Genomic DNA, 23,167 nt, shown 5'->3' with positions numbered 1-23,167 from the left:
CACGACGGCGTACGCGAGGTTCGCGTTCGCCGTCGCCCGGGTGCGCCTCGCCCCTACGCACGACGGCGTACGCGAGGTTCGCGTACGGCGTCGCCCGCTGCGAAGGACCGGACGTCAGGGCGCGGTGGCCGCCGCGTCCGCCGCCCCGCCCTCGACGATCGGCTTCTCGGCGTGGCCGCCGAACTGGCTGCGCTGCGCGGACTGCACCTTGTCCTGGAACTCGTTGAGGTCGCGCGAGGAGAACCGCGCGTTGAGCGCGGCCTGGATGACGTTGGCCGGCACGCCCTCCTCGACGGCGGCGATCACCGTCCACCGGCCCTCGCCTGAGTCGGACACCCGGCCGCCGAACGAGGACAGGTCGGGGTCGGCGGCGAGCGCCGCAGCCGTGAGGTCCATGAGCCACGAGCCGATGACCGACCCGCGCCGCCACACCTCGGCGACCTCGGCGATGTCGATCTCGTACTGGTAGAACTGCGGGTCGCGCAGGGGCGTGGTCTCGGCGTCGATCTCCTGCGTGTGCAGCCCGGCGTCGGCGTGCCGGATGATCGACAGGCCCTCGGCGATCGCGGCCATCACGCCGTACTCGATGCCGTTGTGCACCATCTTCACGAAGTGGCCGGCACCGTTGGGCCCGCAGTGCAGGTACCCCTCCTGCGCGGTGCCACCGGGGTGGCGCCCGGGCGTGGGCTCGGCGTCGCCCGCACCCGGCGCGATGGTGCGCCAGATCGGGTCGAGCCGCGCGACGACCTCGTCCTCGCCGCCGATCATGAGGCAGTAGCCGCGGTCGAGGCCCCACACGCCGCCGGACGTGCCGCAGTCGACGTAGTGGATCCCCTTCTCGCGCAGCTGGGCCGCACGCGCGATGTCGTCGCGGTAGTAGGAGTTGCCACCGTCGATGACGGCGTCGTCGGGCGAGAGCACCTCGGCGAGGCCGTCGACCGTGGACTGCACGTACCCGGCGGGCACCATGACCCAGATGTTCCGGGGTCCGGTCAGCCGCGCGGCGAGGTCCTCGAGGCTGGTGGCCGCCACCGCACCCTCGGCCGCGAGCGCCGCGATCGCGTCCGCGTTGACGTCCCACACCACGCACTCGTGCCCGGCGCGCATGAGGCGGCGCACGAGGTTGGCGCCCATCCGGCCCAGACCGATCATTCCCAGCTGCATGTCTCTCCTCGAGTCGGCCGACCGCAGGGGGTCGGCGGGGGGTCGTACCTGGCTACACCTGGTCCAGCAGCTCCTGGACGAGCCGCGGGAGCTCGACGTCGATCGGTCCGCGGCGCACGTCGGCGGCCAGCGGGTCGTAGGGGGTCGGGTCGCGGTTCACGACGACGAGCCGCGCCCCCGAGCGCACCGCCTCCACCGCAAGGCTCGCCACGGGCTGGACGGTGAGGGTGCTGCCCACCGCGACGAAGACGTCGCACGCGCGCGTCGCGCCGACCGCCCGCTCGAACGTCCCGCCCGGCAGCATCTCGCCGAAGTAGACGACGTCGACCTTGAGCACGCCGCCGCACGGGCAGTGCGGGTCGGGGTCCTGGCCGAGCCGGGCGAGCACCTCGGGAGTCTCCTGCGTCGCGCCACAGGCGAGGCACGACGTCGTGCGCAGGCTGCCGTGCACCTCCGCGACGAGATCGCTCGCCGTGCCGGCGAGCTGGTGCAGCCCGTCGAAGTTCTGCGTCACGACCCCGCGCAGCGCGTTCGCGCCCTCGAGCGCCAGCAGGGCGCGGTGGGCCGGCGACGGCGTCGCGCGCCAGGCGGGGTGGCTCGCCCAGGAGGCCCAGCCCGCTGTGCGGACGTCGACCTCGGCGACGTAGGCGTCGATGTCCAGCAGTCGCTCCGCCGTCGGGTCGCGCGTCCACACCCCGTCCGGTCCCCGGAAGTCCGGGATGCCGACGGAGGTGGAGATGCCGGCGCCGGTCAGCACCGTCACCCCGCCCACGTGCGATGTCCTCACGGGTGAAGGCTACGCAGCCTCGGCGGGCGGTCGGGGCCGTCCCGGCCACGAGTCTCGCCCGAACGGGCGGGGAAGACGCAGGCGACCGGGGGCGGCGTACCCCTAGGCTGCCCCCGTGCCCCGTCGCCCGAGCGGTCGTCGCGAGCGGATCGGCCAGACCGGCCTCACGATCATCGCGTCCTCCGGCCTGCACGCTCTCACCCACCGCAACGTCGACGCGGCGCTCGCGTTCCCGCCCGGCACCACCTCGTACTACGCGCGGTCGCGGCGGGAGCTCGTGGCGCTCGCCGTCGAACGACTGGCGGCGCGGCTCGACGCGCTGCCGCTCGGGGAGGCCTCCTCCGTGAGCACCGAGCCGGAGGCCGTGGCCGCGCTGACGTCGGCCGTCGAGCTGCTGCTCGCCGAGCACGGCACCGACCAGCTGGCGCGTCTCGTGCTGCTCATCGACCTGCGCGGGGACCCGGAGCTGCTCGACCTGCTCGCCGAGTCTCCGATCCAGGCGGCCGTCGTCGCTGCGGTCGAGACGCTGCTCAGCCAGATCGGAGCCGCCGACCCCACGACGGCTGCGGCAGGGCTCCTCGCGCTCATCGACGGCCTCATGCTCGCGAGCTTCGTCTCCGACCCGCCCGCCCCGGTCCGGCCCGCGATCGCGGCGTACGTCGCGGGGCTGCCGCGGGTCGGGGCCGGCGGGGTGGGCGGGCCGGACGTGGCGGGCGAGGTCGACGGCGCCTGACGAGCCCATCGCTACACGACGAGCCCGAGCAGGAGGACGCACGCCAGTCCGGTCACGGACAGCACGGTCTCCATGAGCGACCAGGTCTTGAAGGTCTGACCCACGGTCATGCCGAAGTACTCCTTCACCATCCAGAAGCCGGCGTCGTTGACGTGGCTGAGGAACACCGAGCCCGCGCCGATGGCGAGGACCAGCAGGGCGGTGTGGCTCGGCGAGAGACCCGCGGCGAGCGGCGCCATGATGCCGCCGGCCGTGATGGTGGCGACGGTCGCCGAACCGGTGGCGAGGCGGATCAGCACGGCCACGATCCAGCCGGCCAGCAGCGGTGGGATGGCCGCCTGGGCGATGCCGGACGCGATGGCGTCGGCGATGCCGGAGTCGACGAGAGTCTGCTTGAATCCGCCGCCGGCGGCCACGATGAGCAGGATGCCGGCGATGGGGGGCAGGGCGGAGCCGACGAGCGAGCCGACCTCGGCGCGCGACCGACCGACGTTGAAGCCCATGAGGAACATCGCCGTGACCACGGTGATGAGCAGCGCGATGAGCGGCGTGCCGAGGAAGACGACGGCGCGGCCGATCTGGCCCTCCTCCTGTCCGGCCATCTCGACGACCGTGCGGGCGAGCATGAGGATCACGGGGAGCAGGACGACGAGGATCGCGGCGCCGAACGACGGGCGGCGGTCCGACTGACGGGTGTTCTCGTCCGAGCCGAGCAGCTCGCGGGCCGGGATCGGAACCCACTTCGCCTGCACCTTGGCCAGGAGCGGGCCCGCGATGACCACGCAGGGGATCGCGACGATGAGGCCGAGGCCGAGCGTGAGGCCGAGGTTCGCGCCGAGCGCGTCGATCGCGATGAGCGGACCGGGGTGCGGCGGCACGAGACCGTGCAGCGCCGAGAGGCCGGCGAGGGCGGGGATGCCGAGCAGGATCACGGGGAGGTTGGCGCGGCGCGCCGCGTACATCACGACGGGGATGAGGATGACGACGCCGACCTCGAAGAACAGCGGGATGCCGACGACGAACGCGATGAGCGCCATCGCCCACGGCAGGCGTTGCAGGGGCGTCTTGTCCAGGATGGTGTCGACGATGACGTCGGCGCCGCCCGAGGAGATGAGCAGCGTTCCCACGATCGAGCCGAGCACGATCAGCAGGCCGACGCCCGCCACCGTCGTGCCGAACCCGGTGGTGAAGCTCGTGAAGAGCTCGGTGTACGGCATGCCGGCGGCGATCGCCATCACGCCCGCGCCCGCCATCAGCGAGAGGAACGGATGGACCTTGAGCCAGACGATGAGGGCGACGATCACGGCGATGCCCGCAAGGGCCGCCAGGACGAGCTGAGTGGTCATGGGTGACTCCGGTGTCGGTGGTGCATCAGGGGTGGGGTGCAGTGCGGGGTGGTGCGGGGTACGACGAGTGGTGCGGGCCGTGCGTCAGGCGGTGAGTCAGGCAGTGCGGTCAGGCAGTGCGGTCAGGCAGTGCGGTCAGGCAGTGACGGGCTCGAGCCGCAGCCGCCGGACGATCTCGCGGGCGACGTCCTCGGGCGTGCCGAGCACGTCCACGACGATCCCGTCCTCGTCGTCCTGCAGGGGCTCGAGCGTCGCGAACTGCGAGGGCAGCAGAGTCGTGGGCATGAAGTGGTCCGTGCGCGCGGTCATCCGCTCCTCGATGAGCCCGGTCGTGCCGGCGAGATGCGCAAAGATCGTGCGGCCCGGGGCCTGGCGCAGCCGGTCGCGGTAGGCGCGGCGCAGCGCCGAGCAGGTCACGAGCGTGTCCCGGCCTGCGGCGTCCTCGACGGCGGTCCAGGTCACGATCCGGTCCAGCCAGGGCCAGCGGTCCTCGTCCGTGAGCGGGGTGCCCTCGCTCATCTTCGCCACGTTCGCCTCGGGGTGGAACGCGTCGCCCTCGGCGACCGACCAGTCCAGCAGCTCGCCGAGCCGGTGCAACACGGTCGTCTTGCCCGAACCGGCCACTCCCATGATCACCAGATGTGTGTGCGTCATCATCGACCCTCTGTTCAGGAGCGCACCGCTGCGCTCGTGGGATGACCATAGAGCCCAATCGGAGTACGAATCAAGAGTCAGATCACAACTCACTTCTCGAACCGCATCCCTGATGGCTGACGCGTACGCTCAGTCGCACGACGTCACGGCGGGGAGGCTGGAGTGGTCGACGCAGGAACGGGGACACCAGAACCCGTGCGGCTGCACGAGGAGTGCGCGCGCACGCTCGGCATCGAGGTGATCGACGGGGAGTGGCCCGTCGGCGAGGCACGCACCCTCGAGGACGTGCAGACCCGGTTCGGGGTGTCCCGCACCGTGGCGCGCGAGGTCGCGCGTCAGCTCGAGGTCATGGGACTCGTCCTCACGCGACGCCGGCACGGGATGCTGCCCCAGCCGGTCGAGCGGTGGAGCGTGCTCGACCCGAAGCTCATCGACTGGCGACTGCGCTCGACCCGGCGCGCGGACCAGCTGCGCTCGCTCACCCAGCTGCGCCTCGTCGTCGAGCCCGAGGCCGCCGAGGGCGCGGCGCGGCACGCGTCGGTGCACACCCGCGCGCGCCTGCTCCCGCTCGCGGCCGAGATGCGCCGCACGGGCGAGGCCGGGGACCTGCAGGACTTCCTGCAGCACGACATCGAGTTCCACCGTCTGATCCTGCGCTCGAGCGGGAACGAGCTCTTCGCGGCGCTGAGCGACCTCGTCGCCGTCGTGCTGTCGGGCCGCACCGACCAGGGCCTCATGCCGGCGCAGCCGCAGCCCGAGGCGCTCGACGGACACGAGGCGGTCGCCCAGGCCGTCTTCCGGGGCGACCCGGCCGCGGCCCGCGCCGCGATGCAGCTCATCCTCGACGAGGTCCGCTCGGCCGTCTCGCCCCCCTAGCCCGCACCCGCCGCGGCCTCACCGCGCGAGGCGCGCTCCGCCGTCGTCCATCGGCGTGCCCGCGGCTTCACCACCGTGCCGGCGAGGAACGTCTCGAGCGCGGCGACCCGCGCCCCGAGCAGCTCGTGGTGCTCGCGGCCGAGCGCGCGCGGCAGCGCGAGGTCGAGGCCGACGGTGCCGTCGTCGCGCACCGCCCAGCCGCCCACGACGCGCCCGTCGACCCAGACGGTCGGGCCCGCGTTGCCCACGGTGTCGAACACGCGCGGGCCGAGGTCGCCGAGGTGGAAGCCACGCTCGCGCCAGCCCATGGCGGACGGATCGAGGCCGGGCAGGAGCGCGACGGTCGGCTCGACCTCGGGCGTGGGCTCGGCGTCGCCCTCGAGCACGAGTGCCGGCCCGCCTTCGGTCTCGACGCTCTCGGTTCCCACGCCCGCGAGCGCCGCCGTGGTCACGCCCTTGGTCCAGCCGGTCCACCACTGCAGGTCCGCGGGCGTCGCCGGCCCGTACCGGGCCAACCACCGGCGCGCGACGGCGGAGCTCGCCGTCGCGGCGTCCGGCACCGGGGGCAGTTCGGGCAGCCAGTGCGCGCGCCCGGCCCAGCGGAACCGCACCGAGGTCCAGTCACCGACGACGGACGCGCGCAGCACCGTCCCGTCCGCCGAGAGCATCGTGAGGAGGCGGCTCGCGACGGACTGGCTCGCACCGGCGCCCGCGGGGACGAGGGTGAACCGCGTGGCGAGGATCGGGTCGGCGGCTGCGAGGTCGGCGCTCGTGAACTCCCCGGCCTGGGCCACGAAGTCCAGCGCGGCCCGTTCGGCGCGCGCGAGGACGTCCTCGACGTCGCCCTCGATGCCGCCGTCGCGGAGCAGCTTGACCGTGACCCGGCGCTGGTTGGCGGCCATCGCCCGGGTCGCGCCGAGGACGTCCGGCACCTCGTCGACAGGGACGGCGAACACCGTGCGCCGCATCGCGAGCAGCCGCACGAGCGTCCGGTCGCGGTAGAGCGCCCGGTCCAGCGGCTCGGACGTCGCCGCTCCGGTGCGGGCTGCGACGGCGAGCGCCATCGCCACCGGGTCGGTGGAGTGCAGGGCGACGACGGCGAGCGCCGCCTCGTGCGGGGAGTGCGCGTCACCGCGGTGCGCGTGCCGCACCACGAGGCGACGGCGTCGCTCGGCGTCGTCGAGGTGCCTCACCGTCAGCACTCCACCACGTTCACCGCCAGCCCGCCCGTCGACGTCTCCTTGTACTTCGTCGACATGTCCAGGCCGGTCTGCCGCATGGTCTCGATGACGGTGTCGAGCGACACCACGTGCAGACCGTCGCCCTGGATCGCGAGCCGCGCGGCCGACACCGCCGTGCACGCGGCGATCGCGTTCCGCTCGATGCACGGCACCTGCACCAGACCACCGACCGGGTCGCAGGTCAGCCCGAGCGAGTGCTCCATCGCGATCTCGGCGGCGTTCTCGACCTGCCGCACGTCCGCGCCCTGCAGCGCCGCGAACGCACCCGCCGCCATCGAGCCGGCCGACCCGACCTCGCCCTGACACCCGGCCTCGGCGCCCGAGATCGACGCGTTGCGCTTGTACAGCGACCCGATCGCGCCGGCCGTGAGCAGGAACCGGCGCATCGCTCGACGGCGGGCCTCGCCGTCGAGCCCCGTCAGCCGCAGGTGGTGGCGCCCCACCGCCGGGATGATGCCGGCCGCCCCGTTCGTGGGCGCCGTCACCACCCGCCGCCCGTCGGCGTTCTCCTCGTTCACGGCCATCGCGAACGCCTGCAGCCACTCGATCCCGCGGTCCAGGATCGGCCGGCCCGTGGCGGCGTCCGTGCGTTCGAGCGCCTCGAGCCGCTCGCGCTGCGCCCGCGCGCGACGCCGCACGTGCAGCCGGCCGGGCAGCACGCCCAACCGCTCGAGCCCCGCGTCGACGCAGTCGCTCATCGCCTGCCAGATCCGGTCCAGCCCGGCGTCGACCGTCTCGGCCGGCCGCAGCGCGCACTCGTTGGCGTAGGCCACCTCGGCGATGTCGAGCCCCTCCCGCTCGCACGTGGCCAGCAGGTCGGCGGCCGTGGCGAAGGGGTGGGGCACGACGGCGAACGCACCCTCCGCCGTCGGGCTCGCCTGCGCCTCGGTCACCCCGAGCAGCTCGGCCTCCGTCACGACGAACCCGCCGCCGATCGAGTACGCGACCTCCTCGAGGACCACCTCGCCGGCGGCGTCGAGCGCCACGAACCGCATGCCGTTCGAGTGGCCGGGCATTCGCGTGAGCGGGGCGAGCCGGACGTCGGCGCTGGTCATCCGCACCGCGCGCCGGCCCAGCAGCAGCACGTCGACGCCGTCGCCGAGCTTCTCCCAGCCGCGCGGCACGTCGTCGCAGTCGCAGGTCTCCGGGTCCAGCCCACGCAGGCCGGCGACGACGGCGTCCGGCGTGCCGTGCCCCTCCCCGGTCGCGCCGAGGGACCCGCACAGGACGACCTGGACGCGCTCGACCTCCTCGAGCCGGTCCGCGGCCGCGATCCGCGCGACGAAGGCGCGGGCCGCGCGCATCGGCCCGACGGTGTGCGAGGAGGACGGTCCGATCCCGATCGAGAACAGGTCCAGCACGCTCACGTAGCCGCTCACTTCACCACTCCCCCTGCGCCTCCAGGCCGGCCGGCTCAGCGCAGCGGCGGGTAGGCCGCGGGCGGCGCGCCGTCCGGCGGGTCCTCGCCCACCACACCGTCGACCGCCTCGCGGATGAGGTCGGCGTGCCCCGTGTGCCGCGCGTACTCCTCGATGACGTCGGCCAGCAGCCGACGGACGCTGACGTCCTCGTCCCACTCGACCCGGGTGAGCGCGGCGGGTCCGCCGTCGGCCAGCACCTGCGCGTAGGCGGCACGGGACCGCAGCACGGCGCCCTGCCACAGTGCGATCAGCGACTCGGGGGTGTCCTCGTCCGTGATCCGCCAGGGGATGGAACGGTCCTCGCGGATCGCGTACCAGTCCCACGGCCCGCCGTACTCGCCGGTGAGGAACGTGGCGATCTTCTCGTCCTCGACGAATGCGAGGTGCTTGACGAGCGAGGCGAGCGTCAGCTCCGAGGCCCCGACACGCATGCGCATACCCGCGGCGTCGACACCGGAGGCCTTCCAGATGAACGTGGCGCGCTGACGCTCCAGCGAGCCGAGCAGCGTGTCCTCCTCGCTGCCGTTGAGCGCCGGTTCGGGCCACCCCTGCTCGCTGATCTCCATCATGGGCCGACCGTACGCCGCACCTGCGACACGGCGACAGGGCGCCGTCTGAGGTCTACCGTGCGGCCATGGCGCACGAGGGCAGCGACGGCACCGGCGACGTGCCTGGCGGCGCGCCCGGCAGCGACGCGACCGGCAGCGACGTCGCCGAGATGATCGTCGCCGTCGCCGCTCCCCTCGCCTCCGTGCGGGCGGCGTGGACGAGCGAGGGCATGGCCTCCTGGTGGTGGCCCATGTTCGGCGACACGACGTACGACTTCGCGCCCGCCGTCGGGCGCTCGTGGCGGATCGCGACCGCCGAGGGCGGGTTCGGCGCACGCGGGGAGTTCCTCGACGTCGACGAGGACCTGATCGTGCTCACGTGGTGGTGGGAGACGGACGAGGACCAGACCGAGGCGGACACGGTGACCGTGTCGTTCGCGCTCGGGGTCGGCGAGACGCAGGTGCACGTGGCGCACCGCGCTCGGCCTGCTGCGCTGGCGGACCTGCGCGAGGGCTGGCTGGACTGCCTGGAGCGGCTGGCCGCGCAGTACTGAGGCGGGCCCTCGGCGCCACCGCGCCGCACCGCGCCGCACACCGCCATCCTTCCGGGCGTAGCGCCGGCGGCGGGGCGGGCCGCATCATGGGAGACCCGACCCTCGGAGGCACCCGTGCTGCAGCGCATCGGCTTCGACATCCACCTGGCCGTGTCCAGCCCCACGATGCTCGTCGCGAACCTCCTCGTCCGGCCCGAGTTCCAGCGTGATCTGCGTGCTCTCGAGCACCTGTCGATCTCGCCGGAGCTCGTCTCCGAGGCCTACTCCGACCCGTTCGGCAATCGCGCCGTCCGGGTGGCGATCCCCGAGGGCGTCGACCTCGTCGAGCTCTCCCTCGACACGGTCGCCTACTACTCCGGCGAGCCCGACCCCGTCGTGCCCGACGCCGAGCAGCACCCCCTGCACGAGCTCCCCGTCGAGGTGCTCCAGTTCCTCCTGCCGAGCCGGTACTGCGAGGTCGACTCCGAGCTCATGGACTACGCGTGGCAGACTTTCGGCTCGGTCCCGCCCGGCTGGGCGCGCGTGCAGGCGGTGGTCGACGCCGTGCACGAGCGCATCCGGTTCGACTACGCCAACGCGCGTCCCACCCGCACGGCGCTCGAAGCGTTCCGCGAGGGCACGGGGGTGTGCCGAGACTTCGCGCACCTCGCCGTCACCCTGTGCCGCTGCCTCAACATCCCCGCGCGCTACGTCAACGGCTACCTCGGCGACATCGGCATCGAGCCGCTGCCGGACCCGATGGACTTCTCGGCCTGGTTCCACGTCTACCTCGGCGGACGCTGGTACGCCTTCGACGCGCGGCACAACGAACCTCGGATCGGCCGGATCGAGATCGCCTACGGCCGCGACGCCGCGGACGTCGCGATGACCACGGTCTTCGGCTCGCACGAGCTGCGGCGCTTCGAGGTCACGACCTACGAGCTTCCCGACGCCTAGGTGCCCGACGGCGAGCCCGCCCCCGGCGGTGCGGGCACCTCCGCGTCGGCCGCCTGAGCGAGGGTCCGCGCCGTTCCACGGACGGCTCCCGCTGCCCACGGGGGGGACGGCATGACCGCCGGCTCTGGCGAGCGGCGTGAGCAGGCTGCACCCCGCCCGACGCCAGCGACCCGTACCGGCAGCCCCCGCGATGCCAGCGATCCGTGCCGGCAGCCCGCCCGATGCCAGCGACCCGTACCGGCAGCCCCCGCGATGCCAGCGATCCGTACCGGCAGCCCGCCCGATGCCAGCGATCCGTACCGGCAGCCCGCCCGATGCCAGCGATCCGTACCGGCAGCCCCCGCGATGCCAGCGATCCGTGCCGGTTCGGGGCACCGGCCCGCGACAGATCGCTGGGTCCACCGTCGGATGCGCGACAGACCGCTGAGCTCGCCGGCCGACCGACTGCTCAGCCGAGCGATCGATCGCTGGTGACCGCGAGGTAGAACCACTCCTCGCCGGGGTCGGCGTCGTCGTCGGGGAACATGATCGCGCCGTCGACGCTCGCGCGAACCTCGGTGCCGTCGGCGCGCACCCCGATGAGGTCGCCGGTGCGGACCGGCTCGAACGGCTGCCACGGTCGCACGAATCGGTCGGCCGGGTCCTCCTTGTCCACCACCACAGCGGTGCGCAGCACGCGCGGCGCCGCGCCGGGCGCTGCAGGCGCCGTGGCATGCGGCCCCTGGGGCGCCGCGACCAGTCCGAGGTGCGCGAGCGCGCGGCGCGTCACGGTGAGCGCGACGGCAAAGGCCTCCGGGTCGTCGTGTCCGCCGCACTCGACGGTGAGCGCCCATCCGCCCCGCTCGCGCAGGTACTCGTTCGTCCCCGTCCCCACCGCCCGGTCCTCGGGGGTGACCGGGACCCCGGCGCGCTCGGCGTGCTCCTCGAGCCGAGCCTCGTAGACGTCCTGCCAGCCCTCGACCACCACGTCCAGGCCGAGCGCTCCCGCGAGGGCGGCCTCGTGCTCGGCGTGACGGAAGGGGACGCCGTCCGGCTCGGCGAGCTCGATCATCACGAAGGGCACGGTGTCGGAGGTCGCCGAGTGCAGGTCGAGCAGCACGTCGTGGGCTGCGAGGACCGGCGCCAGCGCGGCCACGACGTGGTCCTCGTAGTCCTGCCGAGCCTCGGCCGGGCGGGGCACGAAGGACCGGTTGAGGTTGCGCTCGCCCGCTCGGGTGCCCTGCGCGCACGCGAGCGGGTTGGCACGCGGCACGAGGGTGAGGACCCCACGCTCGAGCACGAGAGCCCCTGCGTCGATCTCGGCCTCGAGCGCCTCGAGGGCCCGGGTGCCGCACGTCTCGTCGCCGTGCACTCCGCCCAGGACGATGAGGCGGGGTCCGGGGCGCAGCGTGTCCCAGCTCCGGAAGCTCAGCGTCGAGGTCACCGGCCTACCGTGGCGCATCCCGGGCGCCGAGGCCAGAGACACGCGGAGCGGCCTGCGCCGATCGGCCGGCGCGAGCTCACCCCCGCCCGAGGTGCGTCGAGGCGCTCAGGCCGGGTGCTCGCCGTCGTGCGTCCCGCTCACGTCGAACGACGTGAGGGTGAGCCACACAGCGACGGCGACGTCGTCGGAGGTGTTCACCACGCGGTGCGGCCGCGTGGCCGCGAACGACAGGGAGCCGCCGGCCTGCAGCGTCACGGACCCCTCGGTGAACTCGAACGTGAGCTCACCGCGCAGCACGTGTCCCGACTCGTAGCCGGCGTGGACGAGCATCGCGCCGTCGACGGACGACGACGAGCCGGCCGGGTAGGTCGACTCGAACCAGTCGACGCCGGGCAGCGCGGCCGGTGAGAGGCGGCGGTAGGTCACCCCCTGACCGAGGTGGGCAGCGTCGGTGACGTCGGGCCGCGCGACGAGCACGCCCTCCACCGGCTCGTTCACCGCGCCCGCCTCCCCCTCGAAGTGCGGGGCGAAGGGCTCGTGGCCGTCGAAGATCGTCGACACCGGGACGCCGAGCACGCCGACCAGCTCGACCAGTCGGTTCACGGACGGCTGCATCGCCCCGGTCTCGATCTGCGAGAGCGCGCTGGAGGAGATCCCCATCGCCTGCGCGACGGAGGCGAGCGAACGACCCGAGGCCTGCCGCACGCTGCGCAGGCGCGCTCCGATCTGCGCGGACGGCGCTGCGTCGCTCATCGGACCTCGTCGTTCACTCGTTCTCCGGGTGGTGCCGCCCATCGTAGGCAGCGCGCTCCGACGAGGGACGCCCGCGCGGGGGTGTGCGGGGCGGCCGAGGCGGCGGCATCATGGGCGGATGATCCGGGTGCGCGCCGTGGTGTCGGGCCTCGTGCAGGGCGTGGGGTTCCGCTACTCCGCGCAAGAGCAGGCGGCGCGACTCGGCGTCGCCGGGTGGGTGCGCAACCTGCCCGACGACACCGTCGAGTGCGAGGTCGAAGGGCCCGCGGAGGCGGTCGGCACGATGGTCGACTGGCTCCGGCACGGACCGCGGCACGCCCGCGTGGGCGGCGTCCACGTGCAGGACGTGCCGGTGACCGGCGCCGAGGGTTTCCGGATCACCTGAGCAGGCCCGGCGCACTCACCTGACGGAGCGACTCGACCAGCGCTCCCGATCGCGGCGCCCGCCCTCACCACGCGAGCGCGCTCACCTCGTCGATCGGGCGCGGGGCGGCCGGTGCGGGGCCGGCGAGCGAACCGTCCGGCGGGACACCCTCGCCGCCCGCCACCAGCCCGTCGAGCCCCGGGAACGTCAGGCCGGTCCGTCCGGTCAACGTCGCGAGCGGCACCTGATACGTGCGGAACTCCTCGAGGAAGCCGCCGGCCAGCACGCCGCGCTCGAGGTTCTGGGTGAGGAGGAAGGCCTGGAAGCGGTGCTCGCCGTCGAGCTGGTAGACCACGACCTTCCAGTGCTCGCGCGGGACCTGGACGATCCCGCGGTAGGGCGGGTCGTCGTCGGCGAGCACCGGGCCGGCGAACACCGCGAGGCGCCGGTCCACCAGGCCCTCCTGCGCGAGCAGCGCGTTCTCCAGCAGCCCCCACACGCCGCCCTTGCTGGACTGGTTGAAGTCGTCGACCTGCGGGGTGATGTTCGTGAAGAAGAAGGAGTCCGCGTTGGCGTCCTGTGCCTCGGCGAGCGCGCCCCACAGCAGGTCCGCGCGGCGTGCGAGATGGCCGCGATCGAGCCGGTTGCTCCGGTAGACGGTGTCGTCGGTCTGCTCGTCGTCGGGCAGCCGGGGGTCGGTGCGGAAGGCGAGGCCGTCCCGGTCCAGGCCGTCGCCGGTGAGCAGCCGCAGGCCGTCGATGTTCCACGCGGACCACCAGGCGAGCCGCCGCGTGCGGTTCATCGCGACGGTGAAGTGCGTGTAGTCGAGCACCGGCACCTCGCCCGCCTCCGCGCCGGCCGAGCCGGCGGGCAGGCCGACGGCCGGCGGCGCGACGTCGATCCCGAGGAACCCGGGGTCGTAGGCGGGCCAGTCACCGGTCGGCATGCGCCCACCCTGTCCCGGTCACGGCTGCGGCGGAAGGGCCGGATGGGGAGGCCGAAGGGGCGGCGCCACCGCCACCTCGCCGTCGGCCAGCGGGATCGGCGGCGTCCCGGCGGCCACGACGTCCGCCCGCTCCCACGGCCGGTCGGCGCGCAGGTGCTCACGCTCGTGCGCCATCCAGGCGTGCCAGAACGCGATCGTCTCCTCGACGTCGCCGTTCTCCCCCGACGCGATGTCCCGCGCGATCCCGCGGCGCTCGGCCTCGGCGTCGTCGGACTGCACCCACACGACGGCGTCGAGCAGGTCGGCGACCTCCCGCTGCGCCGACCCGACCCCCTCGATCACCACGAGCTCGAGGTCTTCCGGCAGCTCGATCGCGCCCTCTCGCCCCCGCTCGGCCCAGGCGGGCGGCCGCAGCCGCACCGGGCCGCCGGCGCGCACCGCCTCGAGCAGCGCGCGCTCCACGGGCGCCCAGCCGAACATCGGCTCGTGCCAGGCCAGGTCGTCCGCATGCACGACGGCGGAGCGCCCCACCGCGTCGGCCACCCGTCCCGCGAGGGTCGTCTTCCCGCCGGCGGACCGTCCGTCGACGGCGATCACGACCGGGCCGGCCACTCGGCCGACCTGGCCCGCCCGACGCGCCCGCGCGAGCTCGAGCAGCTCCCGGGCCAGGTCGGCGACCGGTCGCGCCGTCCACGGCCCCGCCGGCGGCTCGCCCGGCCCGAGCGCGAACGCCCCGATGCCGTCGCCCCCGACGGGCTCGGCGCCGCTGCTCACGCGTCGACCACCGTGAGCGCGAGGGTCACGTCCGAGCGCAGCGAGTTGGCGATGTAGCACTGCCCGTGCGCCTCCTCCGCCAGGCGGTGCACGAGCGCGTGATGGGTGCCCGGCGCCACGGTGACCGTGACGTCGAGCGCGATCGCCCCGATCCGGATCGGCGCGTCCCGCAGGTCCATCGTGCCGACGGCGTGGTCCGCGTACCCCACGACGTCCACGCCGGCGCGCGCCGCGACCGCGAGGAAGGACAGCAGCTGGCACGAGCTCGCGGCGGCGACCACGAGCTGCTCGGGGTTGAGCCGCTCGGCCGCCCCGCGGAAGTGCGGGTCCGCGGACAGGTCGAGGCTCGCCGTCGCCGGGGGCGCCTCGACCCGGTGCTCCCGCGGGTAGGCCGCGTAGCCCACGCCGGTGGCGCCGGTCCAGGTGAGGTCGGTGCGGTAGGTGTGCGTCGTCACCGGGCCATCATGGCGCGCTCCGCCGACACGCTCACCCGGGAGCGGTCTGCGTCAGCGCAGATACTCCGCGAGCCGTCGCAGCGGAGGCTGGCTCGCGGGGTGCTGCACGGCGTCGGCACCCACCGCGCACGCCGCCGCGAGCGCCCACTCAGGGTCCACCCCGGCCGCGAGCGCCAGCGTCAGCGCCGTGCCGAACGCGTCGCCCGCGCCGACCGTGCTCACCACCGGCACGTGCAGCGCCGGCGCGCTCGCCACCTCACGCCCACCCGAGAGCAGCAGCGCGCCGTCCCCGCCGTACGTGACCGCGACCATCCGGACGTCCCGCAGCCACGGCTGCGCCGCGTACTCGACGGCGTTGACCACCACGAGGTCGACCCGCTCCACGAACGAGCGCGGCATCGAGCTCAACGGGCGCGGCGTTGACCGCGAGGAAGCCGGGCACCACGTCCGCGAGCCCGGCCACCACCTCGACCGGGATCTCGACCTGCGCGAGCACCACCTCGTCGGGCCCGAACTCCACACCGTCGGTCGTCACGAGCCGGTTGGCGCCGGGGCAGACGACGATCTGGTTCTCCCCCTCGGCGTCGACGGTGATGAGCGCCGTCCCCGTGTGGTCCGCCGCGCGCCGGACGTGCGCGACGTCCACACCGGCCGCCTGGAGCGTCGCGAGCATCCACGTGCCGTCCTCGTCGTCGCCGACGGCCCCGATCATCCGGGTTCGCGCGCCGAGCCGCGCCGCGGCAACCGCCTGGTTCGCGCCCTTTCCTCCCGGGTCGCGCCGCAGCCGCCCCGGCCCGACGGTCTCGCCGGCCCGCGGCAGGTGCTCCGTCATCGCCGTGATGTCGACGTTCGCGGAGCCCACGACGGCGAGCGCCGGCAGGGCGCTCAGCTCACCCCCGGCGAGGCTCACGCGAGGCGTGCGGGGAATCCGCCGGTCGCGACCGGACCCCACCGCCCGATCGTGAGCCGGATGAGGCACTTGCCCTGCGCGACCATCGCCGCGCGGTACTCGTCCCAGTCCGGGTGCTCCCCGCTGATGACGCGGAAGTACTCCACGAGCGGCTCGACGGCCTCGGGCAGCTCGATCAGCTCGGCCGCGCCGTCCACCTGCACCCACGGGTCGGAGAACTTCGGTCCGAGGGAGAGCAGCGAAGCGCGCTCGTCGCGACGCACGTTGGCGGCCTTCGCGCGCTCGGGGTAGGTCGACACGACGACGCGACCCTCGCCGTCGACCCCGTACGTCACCGGGCTGAGCTGTGGCGAGCCGTCGCGGCGGGTGGTGACGAGGATGCCGTCGTGCCGTGAGCGCAGGAGGTCCAGCAGCTCGGGGCGCTCGAGGCGCGTGCTCGTGGCGATCGTCCGTGCCATGGGTTTCTCCTATGTCAAGCCGCGGCGGCGACGGTGGTCGTGGTGGGCTGGTGGAGGGGTTGGGTGGTGGTCTTGAGGGTGGTGAACACGACTCGGATGAGGTGCCGCTTCAAGCAGCGCAGGGCCTCTCGGTTCGACATGCCTTGGGCCTTCTTCTTGTCGTAGTACGCCCGCCCGAGAGAGCGGGGCAGCCTGATCTGGGTGACGGCAACGCGGTGGACCGCACAGTTGATCTGGCGGTTCCCGCTACGGGTCATGCGGACTCTGCCCTCGGTGCTTCCGGACCAGACCGGGATCGGCGCGATGCCGGCGTGGCGGGCGAGCTGGGCGTCGGTGCTGAAACGTGCGATGCCACCGATCTCCCCGACGAGCTTCGCGGCCGTCAGCTCCGCGCACCCAGGCACCGCGACCAGGGCCGGAGCCCGAACGCTCACCAACGCAGCGATCCGCTTCTCCAGGTCCTTGATCCGCACACTCACGGCGCAGATGTCGCTCAACTCATCCAGGGCGAGCTCGACCACCACACCCTCGCCTCGACCCTCCAACCACGCCTGCAACGCACGCTGATGCTTGATCCGGTCCATCGCCCCGGCCGGGATCTCGTGCTCGGGGTCGAGCTCGTGCACCCGCCACAACAGGCTGTTGATCGTTGCCGTGCGCTGCTTGACCAGCGTGTCGCGCCGATCCACCAGCAGCTTCAGCTCACGAGCCTGCTCATCGTGCACGGCCCGGGGAAGACCGGGCTCCGCCAACGCGGCACGAGCCACCGCCAGGGCGTCGATCGGGTCGGACTTGCCGCGGGTGCGCGCGCTCGCACGGGCGTGCGCCATCATCTTCGGCGGAACCCGCACCACGACCTGACCAGCCGCGAGAAGATCCATCTCCAGCCGGGTCGAGAGGTGACGGCAGTCCTCGATCGCCCACTCCAGCTCATCACCGAACTGGCGCCGCGCCCACCGCAACGCCTCCCGGTGACCAGGAGTGGTCGCCCTGACCGTGAACTGCCCGATCTTGCGGGCCCGCTCATCGACCGCGACGAACGTGTGGCTCTTCTTGTGTACATCGGCTCCAACGACAACCATGAGGGTTGCCTCCTTCCACCCGATCAGTGCAGGGACGGTTGGGCCGGCCGGCGGACACATCTCAGTGGGGGCGATGCCACGCTCCTATCAAGTCACGCCGGCCGGTCCGTCACACCAGACGCCGACAAAACCCATGCACGCCACGAAGGCAGCGACCCTACGAGTCAGACGACTGGTGATCAGGACCCAACCACCGCGAAGCGGCACTGTCACCCTGACACTGAGACAACCGTAAGGCGCGCGGCGCGCCGCAAATACGATGGACGCCGTGACCCACGGCACGCTCGACCACCTGACCGCCGGCACGCTCGTGCCCTTCGGCGGGGACCGCTACGCCGTCGTCGACGAGGCCCTCGCCGCCGCCTTCGCCCCTGGCGACGCGCTGCACGTCGACCCCGGCACGGGCGCCCTGCTGCACGTGCCGGCCGCGGTGCGCCGGGTGGTCGCGGAGCAGATCAACGCCGCGGTGGCCGCGTTCGGCGTCGTCCGCGCGGCCCCCCGCGCCACGATCGAGGCGTTCTTCACCGCCTTCGCCGACCGCCTCGCCGACGACGCCGTCTGGGCGGGGATCCGGGCGGCGAACGCGGCCGACGTCGAGCGCGCACGGTCCGCCGGGCGCACCACGACCCGGCTGACCGTCTCGGACCGGATGCGCGCCGACATGGTCGACGGGCTGCGCGAGTGGGCGGGGATCCTCCTGTCCCGCGGCTCAAGCGTCTCCGCCGACGAGCGCGTGCGCCACGCGGACTGGGAGGTCGAGCTCCAGGCCGCGCCGCTCGGCGTCGTCGCGTTCGTGTTCGAGGGCCGGCCCAACGTGTTCGCGGACGCCGCGGGCGTGCTCGCGACCGGGAACACGGCCGTGCTGCGCATCGGCGGCGACGCGCTCGGCACGGCTGAGGCGATCCGCGACGGTGCGCTGCGGCCCGCGCTCGCCGCGGCCGGGCTGCCCCAGGGCGCGGTCAGCCTGCTCCCGGTGCGCGACCGCTCGGCGGGCTGGGCGCTGTTCAGCGACTCCCGCCTGGCGCTCGCCGTCGCGCGCGGCTCGGGGCCCGCCGTCGCGCAGCTGTCGGGGGTGGCGCGCTCGGCCGGCGTCCCCGTCAGCGCGCACGGGACCGGCGGGGCGTGGCTCGTCGCGGACTCCGCGGCCGACGTCGACCGGTTCGCCGGCGCAGTGCGGCACTCCCTGGACCGCAAGGTCTGCAACACGCTCAACGTCGCGGTGCTCGTGGCCGACCGCGCCCAGGAGCTCGTGCCCGTGCTGCTCGCGGCCGCCGACGAGGCGGCGGCGACGCGCTCGGGCACGGCCCGCGTGCACGTGGTGGAGGGCAGCGAGGGCGCGCTGCCCGACGGCGAGCTCACCCGCCAGATCCCGGTGCACCGAGCCGACGGCGTGCACACCGAGCCGCGCGCGTCGCTCCTTCCCGTGGAGCGCCTCGGGCAGGAGTGGGAGTGGGAGGACACCCCGGAGCTCACGCTCGTGGTGGTGCCCGACCTCGCGGCCGCGGCCGACCTGTTCAACCGCTGGAGCCCGCGCTTCGTGGCCTCGCTGATCAGCGAGGACGCCGCGGCGCACGCGTGGTTCCGCGACGCCGTGGACGCGCCGTTCGTGGGCGACGGGTTCACCCGGTGGGTCGACGGCCAGTACGCGCTCGCGCAGCCCGAGCTCGGGCTGTCGAACTGGGAGCACGGGCGGCTGCTCGCACGCGCCGGCATCCTCACGGGCGCCGACCTCACCACCCGGCGCGTGTTCGCCCACCACGACTCGGCGCAGCAGCACCGCTGAGGCGCACGCATCTGCTTGGCCGAGGCGCGCGGTCGGCGTGCCGACCGAAAGCGCCGGGCCGGCGGCCAGCAGCCGGGCAGCGCCGGTCAGGCGGCTCAGCCGCCGGGTGTGACCGGCGCGAGCGGCTGCCCGAGCGGGATCGGGCGCGGCAGCCGCTGCGCGAGCAGCCGCTCGGCCTCGGCGGGGTTCGGCGCTGTGGCGACGATGCCGAACGCCATCCGCCAGCTCACGAGCACGTCCTCGAGCGTGAGCGCGGGATCCGCGGTGCCCGCCGCCTGCGCACGCCCCAGCGCGAGGCTGACGAGCGCGGCGAGGCGAGCGTCGCCGTCGTACGTCACCTCGAGGCGCTGCGCCTCGACGGCCATCTCGACGAAGGCGGCCTCGCGCACGGTCTGCGCGAGGAGGAGGCGCCAGAGCCGGTCGAAGGCGTCCGGCGCGGGGTCGGCGGCGGCCGCCTCGAGCTCGAGGAAGTTGTCGTCGAAGACCTCGATCGCGAGGTCGAGGCGCGAGCGGAAGTGCCGGTACAGGACGCCCTGGCCGATGCCGGCCTCGCGCGCGATCGCGCTGAGCGGAACCTCGAAGCCCCGCTCGGCGAAGAGCCGGCGCGCCGCGGCGAGGATCGCGCGGCGGTTCTCCGCCGCGGCGGCGGGGCCCCGGTTCGTGCGCGCGGAGGCCGTCCGCCCCGAGGCCCGCCCCGAGGCCCGCCTCGAGGTCGGCTCCGAGGCTCGCGCCGGTGTCCGAGCGGCGCCGAGCGTTCCGCTTCCGATCTCGCTCACCGTCGCATACTATCGATCCGGACAAGGTTGTCCGGATGGAAGGGGAGCTCACATGAGCAGCACGACCACGGAACTCGCCTACGACGTCGTTGTCGTGGGGTCCGGGGGCGCCGGCCTGGCGACAGCGCTCGGCGCGATCGACGCGGGACTGTCGGTCCTGATCGTCGAGTCGACCGACAAGTGGGGCGGCAGCACCGCCATGTCCGGGGGCGGCATGTGGCTGCCGGACAATCCGCTGATGGCGCGCGACGGCGTCGGCGACTCGCGCGAGGAGGCCCTCACCTACCTCGACGCGTGCGTCGGCGAGGTCGGCGAGGCGGCCAACCGGGCGCGCAAGGAGGCGTTCGTCGACGGCGTCGACGACTTCGTCACGACCGCCGAGCGGTACGGGGTCGTGTTCGCGCGCGCGACCGACTACCCCGACTACTACCCCGAGCTGCCGGGCGGGAAGATCGGCCGCTCGATCGAGGTCAAGCCGCTGGACTCCAAGGTCCTCGGACCCTGGTGGGACACGCTGCGTGGCGCGATCCCGCTGCCCGCCATGACCAACGACGTGTGGCTCCTGGGCCGCTCGTGGTCGACGGTCGGCGGCATGGTCCGCGGCGCGCAGGTGGTCGGCCGGATCGCCGGCGGGGTCGTCACGGGCAAGCGTCTGGTCGGGATCGGCAACGCGTGGGCGACGGCGTTCGGCAAGGCCGTGATGGTCGACCACGCGACACCCGTCTGGCTCGACAGCCCGCTCGAGGACCTCGTCGTCGAGGACGGCCGCGTCGTCGGGGTGCGCGTCACGCACGAGGGCGCCTCCGTCACCGTCCGCGCGGACCGCGGCGTCATGCTCGCCGGCGGCGGGTTCGAGGGCAACCGCGAGTGGCGGCAGAAGTACCAGGGCATCGATGGCGACCCGTCGGGCAACCTCGGCAACCTCGGCCACCCGATCGACGTCGCCCGGCGCGCCGGTGCGGCCCTGGAGCTCATGGACGACGCGTGGTGGGGCGCCTCGCTCGCCGCTCCGCCGGGGGGGCGCCCGTCGTTCCTCGTGGGCGAGCGGTCGATGCCGTACTCGATCATGGTCGACGCCGCCGGGGAGCGGTTCGCCAACGAGTCCGAGTCCTACGTGGACCTCGGACACCACATGCTCGAGCGCGACCACGGCGAGGGCCCCTACTGGCTCATCCTCGACGGCCGGTACGCGAAACGGTACTTCCGCACGTTCGCCATGGACCCGCGCGCGATGAAGGCGATGAAGGAGGCCGGGATCGCCGTCAAGGCGAAGACCCTGCCCGAGCTCGCCCGCGCGATCGGGGTCGACGCGACCGTGCTGGGCGCGACCGTCGAGCGGTTCAACGGCTTCGCCCGCTCGGGCGTCGACGGCGACTTCGGCCGCGGCAACTCCGCGTACGACCGCTACTACGGCGACCCGACCGTGCGTCCGAACAACAACCTCGGCCCGATCGAGAAGGGTCCGTTCCTCGCGTACAAGGTGGTCCTCGGCGACCTCGGCACCAAGGGCGGCGTGGTCACCGACGCCGACGCCCGCGCGCTGCGCGAGGACGGCTCCGTGATCGAGGGCCTGTACGCGGCGGGCAACACGTCGGCGTCGGTCATGGGGCACACCTACCCCGGTCCGGGCTCGACGATCGGCCCCGCGGCCGTGTTCGGGCTCCGTGGCGCGCGACACATGGCGCGCGCGGGGGGCTGAGGCGCGCTCGTCGGCTCACTCGGCTCGACCAGCACGACCAGCACGACGCACCGCCCGCGCGGTGCACCCCACCCGGTGGGGCGCACCGCGCGGACCTTCCGCCCCGAGTCACCTCGGGGCCTCCGGCGCACAGCTCGAGGCGTTCTTCCGTCGGCGCCGCCGACGGGCAGGAGAAGGAGAAGGAGAAGGTGGGAACGATGACACTCACGGCGGACAGGACCGTGCAGGAGTGGCAGGAACGGATCACGCCGGACCGGTTCGCCGGTCGCACGGTGATCGTCACCGGGGCGGGGTCCGGGATCGGGCGCGCGACGGCGTCGCGCATCGCCCGCGAGGGCGGCCGGGTCGTGGCGGTCGACGTCGCCGCGGACCGGCTGGACGCGGTGGTGGGCGAGCTCGGGGAGGCGATCGTCGCCGTCGGGGGCGACATCACGTCCACCGAGGACGTGGCGCGGATCGTCGCCGCGGCCGGCGAGCAGATCGACGGACTGGCGAACGTGGCCGGGATCATGGACGACTTCGCACCGGTGCACGAGGTCACCGACGCGATGTGGCAGCGCGTGCTGGCGGTCAACCTCACGGGATCGTTCCAGCTGATGCGCGCCGTGCTGCCCGCGATGCTCGCGGCTGGGCACGGGTCGATCGTCAACGTGACGTCCGAGGCGGGGCTGCGCGGCAGCGCCGCCGGCACCGCGTACACGACGTCGAAGCACGCCGTGATCGGGCTGACGAAGAGCGCGGCCGTCATGTACGCACCGCACGGCATCCGGGTGAACGGCGTCGCGCCGGGTGGGGTGGCGACCAACATCGCGATCCCGGCGATCAACCCGACCGGCATGGGCCGGCTGCAGGCGTTCCACGCGATCCTGCCGCCGCCCGCGCAGGCCGAGCACCTCGCGGCCGCGATCACCTACCTGCTCAGCGACGACGCGATCAACGTCTCGGGCGCGATCCTGCCCTCGGACGGGGGGTGGTCGGCGCAGTAGGCGGGCGGCGCGCGGCTGGCCGGCCCAGCGGGCGGGCGGCGCGCGGCTGGCCGGCCCAGCAGCCCGGCCCAGCACGGCCGGCCGGCCCAATCGCCGGGCACCGCACGGCCGGCCGGCCCACTCGCCGGGCACCGCACGGCTCACGGGTCCCGCGCGGTGCCCGTGGGCCCGGGGAGCTGTGCGCTTTGACTGGAGGCCCCAACGAATTGACTGGCTGGATCCCCCGGCGCCGAAACGGCGTCCAGGCGCAAGCCTGTGACCTGCAGCGATGTCAACGCGGGCCACTCGCGCCGCGGCTCGGGCCGGTTCGACCAGTCAAAGCGCACGGGCCACCAGTCAATGCGCACGGCGACGGGCCGCCCGCAGCCGACCGAGGCGCCTTCCGGCCATGCAGGCGCGCACGAAGGCGGCCCTGAGGCGCGCGCGAGAGCGAGCCCGCGCTCCACGCGCGAACGGCGTCTCCCGCCACCCGGCGGGCGGGCAGTCGTCGTCGCTCCC

Annotated in this window: 25 protein-coding genes; 8 read left to right on the top strand and 17 right to left on the bottom strand. The window is 73.9% G+C overall.

All coding sequences use genetic code 11. The features are described from left to right. Positions 1–114: 114 nt before the first annotated feature. Positions 115–1,164 carry a phosphogluconate dehydrogenase (NAD(+)-dependent, decarboxylating) gene (gene gnd, locus AC3AQ1_RS09455; protein WP_108718771.1) on the bottom strand — a complete coding sequence of 350 codons (1,050 nt, stop codon included), beginning with the start codon at positions 1,162–1,164 and terminating at the stop codon, positions 115–117. 52 nt (positions 1,165–1,216) lie between these two features. Then, positions 1,217–1,951, bottom strand: a complete 735-nt coding sequence (locus AC3AQ1_RS09450; protein ID WP_234417445.1) for an SIR2 family NAD-dependent protein deacylase — start codon at positions 1,949–1,951, stop codon at positions 1,217–1,219. A 115-nt stretch (positions 1,952–2,066) separates the two neighbouring features. Between AC3AQ1_RS09450 and AC3AQ1_RS09445 the strand changes: the two genes are divergently transcribed. After that, on the top strand, positions 2,067–2,684 hold the full coding sequence (locus tag AC3AQ1_RS09445; RefSeq protein ID WP_108718770.1) for a TetR/AcrR family transcriptional regulator: 618 nt from the start codon (positions 2,067–2,069) through the stop codon (positions 2,682–2,684). Between the two features lie 11 nt (positions 2,685–2,695). Here AC3AQ1_RS09445 and AC3AQ1_RS09440 read toward each other — a convergent pair whose 3' ends face one another. Then, on the bottom strand, positions 2,696–4,030 hold the full coding sequence (locus AC3AQ1_RS09440) for a GntP family permease (protein ID WP_108718769.1): 1,335 nt from the start codon (positions 4,028–4,030) through the stop codon (positions 2,696–2,698). 135 nt (positions 4,031–4,165) lie between these two features. Next, positions 4,166–4,684, bottom strand: coding sequence for a gluconokinase (locus tag AC3AQ1_RS09435; RefSeq protein ID WP_234417444.1), 519 nt, complete (start codon positions 4,682–4,684; stop codon positions 4,166–4,168). Positions 4,685–4,846: 162 nt separating this feature from the next. On the opposite strand from AC3AQ1_RS09435, the gene AC3AQ1_RS09430 reads away from it, so the two are divergent. Then, positions 4,847–5,560, top strand: coding sequence for a FadR/GntR family transcriptional regulator (locus tag AC3AQ1_RS09430; protein WP_234417443.1), 714 nt, complete (start codon positions 4,847–4,849; stop codon positions 5,558–5,560). On the opposite strand, the gene AC3AQ1_RS09425 is transcribed toward AC3AQ1_RS09430, so the two are convergent. From AC3AQ1_RS09425 to AC3AQ1_RS09415, 3 genes are read right to left on the bottom strand one after another with little or no spacing between them, the layout of a single operon-like run. Then, entirely contained in the window at positions 5,557–6,753 is a 1,197-nt protein-coding gene (locus AC3AQ1_RS09425) for a winged helix DNA-binding domain-containing protein (RefSeq protein WP_159096475.1), read from the bottom strand. The genes AC3AQ1_RS09430 and AC3AQ1_RS09425 overlap by 4 nt on opposite strands. 2 nt (positions 6,754–6,755) lie before the next feature. Further along, complete coding sequence (locus AC3AQ1_RS09420; RefSeq protein WP_108718765.1) at positions 6,756–8,180, bottom strand: L-serine ammonia-lyase; 1,425 nt, start codon at positions 8,178–8,180, stop codon at positions 6,756–6,758. 35 nt (positions 8,181–8,215) lie between these two features. Next, a complete protein-coding gene (locus AC3AQ1_RS09415; protein ID WP_108718764.1) occupies positions 8,216–8,791 on the bottom strand; it encodes a mycothiol transferase in 576 nt (191 codons plus the stop codon). 65 nt (positions 8,792–8,856) lie between these two features. On the opposite strand from AC3AQ1_RS09415, the gene AC3AQ1_RS09410 reads away from it, so the two are divergent. Continuing rightward, positions 8,857–9,324, top strand: coding sequence for an SRPBCC family protein (locus AC3AQ1_RS09410; RefSeq protein WP_108718763.1), 468 nt, complete (start codon positions 8,857–8,859; stop codon positions 9,322–9,324). 114 nt (positions 9,325–9,438) lie between these two features. Further along, positions 9,439–10,260 carry a transglutaminase-like domain-containing protein gene (locus AC3AQ1_RS09405; RefSeq protein WP_108718762.1) on the top strand — a complete coding sequence of 274 codons (822 nt, stop codon included), beginning with the start codon at positions 9,439–9,441 and terminating at the stop codon, positions 10,258–10,260. A 448-nt stretch (positions 10,261–10,708) separates the two neighbouring features. On the opposite strand, the gene AC3AQ1_RS09400 is transcribed toward AC3AQ1_RS09405, so the two are convergent. Continuing rightward, the gene (locus AC3AQ1_RS09400) at positions 10,709–11,683 is read right to left on the bottom strand and encodes a succinylglutamate desuccinylase/aspartoacylase family protein (RefSeq protein ID WP_199916451.1); all 975 of its coding nucleotides are present in this window, start codon (positions 11,681–11,683) and stop codon (positions 10,709–10,711) included. Positions 11,684–11,788: 105 nt separating this feature from the next. After that, entirely contained in the window at positions 11,789–12,436 is a 648-nt protein-coding gene (locus tag AC3AQ1_RS09395) for a helix-turn-helix domain-containing protein (protein WP_159096474.1), read from the bottom strand. Between the two features lie 118 nt (positions 12,437–12,554). Between AC3AQ1_RS09395 and AC3AQ1_RS09390 the strand changes: the two genes are divergently transcribed. Continuing rightward, the gene (locus AC3AQ1_RS09390; protein WP_108718759.1) at positions 12,555–12,821 is read left to right on the top strand and encodes an acylphosphatase; all 267 of its coding nucleotides are present in this window, start codon (positions 12,555–12,557) and stop codon (positions 12,819–12,821) included. A 64-nt stretch (positions 12,822–12,885) separates the two neighbouring features. Here AC3AQ1_RS09390 and AC3AQ1_RS09385 read toward each other — a convergent pair whose 3' ends face one another. The 7 genes from AC3AQ1_RS09385 to AC3AQ1_RS09355 are packed head-to-tail and all read right to left on the bottom strand — an operon-like array spanning position 12,886 to position 17,425. Further along, on the bottom strand, positions 12,886–13,746 hold the full coding sequence (locus AC3AQ1_RS09385) for a DNA/RNA non-specific endonuclease (RefSeq protein ID WP_108718758.1): 861 nt from the start codon (positions 13,744–13,746) through the stop codon (positions 12,886–12,888). Positions 13,747–13,764: 18 nt separating this feature from the next. Beyond that, positions 13,765–14,520: a uridine kinase family protein gene (locus AC3AQ1_RS09380; protein WP_199916450.1), complete on the bottom strand. Its 756-nt coding sequence runs from the start codon at positions 14,518–14,520 to the stop codon at positions 13,765–13,767. Further along, a complete protein-coding gene (locus AC3AQ1_RS09375) occupies positions 14,517–14,975 on the bottom strand; it encodes an OsmC family protein (RefSeq protein ID WP_108718757.1) in 459 nt (152 codons plus the stop codon). The genes AC3AQ1_RS09380 and AC3AQ1_RS09375 overlap by 4 nt, the downstream gene beginning before the upstream one ends. Positions 14,976–15,026: 51 nt before the next feature. Continuing rightward, positions 15,027–15,287 carry a PfkB family carbohydrate kinase gene (locus tag AC3AQ1_RS09370; protein WP_342776994.1) on the bottom strand — a complete coding sequence of 87 codons (261 nt, stop codon included), beginning with the start codon at positions 15,285–15,287 and terminating at the stop codon, positions 15,027–15,029. Then, on the bottom strand, positions 15,232–15,885 hold the full coding sequence (locus AC3AQ1_RS09365) for a PfkB family carbohydrate kinase (RefSeq protein WP_342776995.1): 654 nt from the start codon (positions 15,883–15,885) through the stop codon (positions 15,232–15,234). The genes AC3AQ1_RS09370 and AC3AQ1_RS09365 overlap by 56 nt, the downstream gene beginning before the upstream one ends. Next, positions 15,882–16,343 carry a PPOX class F420-dependent oxidoreductase gene (locus AC3AQ1_RS09360; RefSeq protein ID WP_108718756.1) on the bottom strand — a complete coding sequence of 154 codons (462 nt, stop codon included), beginning with the start codon at positions 16,341–16,343 and terminating at the stop codon, positions 15,882–15,884. The genes AC3AQ1_RS09365 and AC3AQ1_RS09360 overlap by 4 nt, the downstream gene beginning before the upstream one ends. Before the next feature lie 14 nt (positions 16,344–16,357). Continuing rightward, a complete protein-coding gene (locus tag AC3AQ1_RS09355; RefSeq protein ID WP_108717602.1) occupies positions 16,358–17,425 on the bottom strand; it encodes an IS110 family RNA-guided transposase in 1,068 nt (355 codons plus the stop codon). A gap of 268 nt (positions 17,426–17,693) precedes the next feature. Between AC3AQ1_RS09355 and AC3AQ1_RS09350 the strand changes: the two genes are divergently transcribed. Continuing rightward, positions 17,694–19,208: an aldehyde dehydrogenase family protein gene (locus AC3AQ1_RS09350; protein ID WP_199916448.1), complete on the top strand. Its 1,515-nt coding sequence runs from the start codon at positions 17,694–17,696 to the stop codon at positions 19,206–19,208. A gap of 95 nt (positions 19,209–19,303) precedes the next feature. On the opposite strand, the gene AC3AQ1_RS09345 is transcribed toward AC3AQ1_RS09350, so the two are convergent. Then, the gene (locus AC3AQ1_RS09345; RefSeq protein ID WP_234417442.1) at positions 19,304–19,984 is read right to left on the bottom strand and encodes a TetR/AcrR family transcriptional regulator; all 681 of its coding nucleotides are present in this window, start codon (positions 19,982–19,984) and stop codon (positions 19,304–19,306) included. Positions 19,985–20,036: 52 nt separating this feature from the next. Between AC3AQ1_RS09345 and AC3AQ1_RS09340 the strand changes: the two genes are divergently transcribed. Together AC3AQ1_RS09340 and AC3AQ1_RS09335 are read left to right on the top strand one after the other, a co-directional pair. After that, a complete protein-coding gene (locus tag AC3AQ1_RS09340) occupies positions 20,037–21,683 on the top strand; it encodes an FAD-binding protein (RefSeq protein WP_108718754.1) in 1,647 nt (548 codons plus the stop codon). 197 nt (positions 21,684–21,880) lie between these two features. Next, complete coding sequence (locus AC3AQ1_RS09335; RefSeq protein ID WP_108718753.1) at positions 21,881–22,669, top strand: SDR family NAD(P)-dependent oxidoreductase; 789 nt, start codon at positions 21,881–21,883, stop codon at positions 22,667–22,669. Positions 22,670–23,167 lie beyond the last annotated feature (498 nt).

It is taken from the genome of Miniimonas sp. S16 (assembly GCF_057748195.1).
The sequence above is the reverse complement of the archived record's forward strand: the minus strand, read 5'-3'. Positions and strand labels throughout refer to the sequence as shown.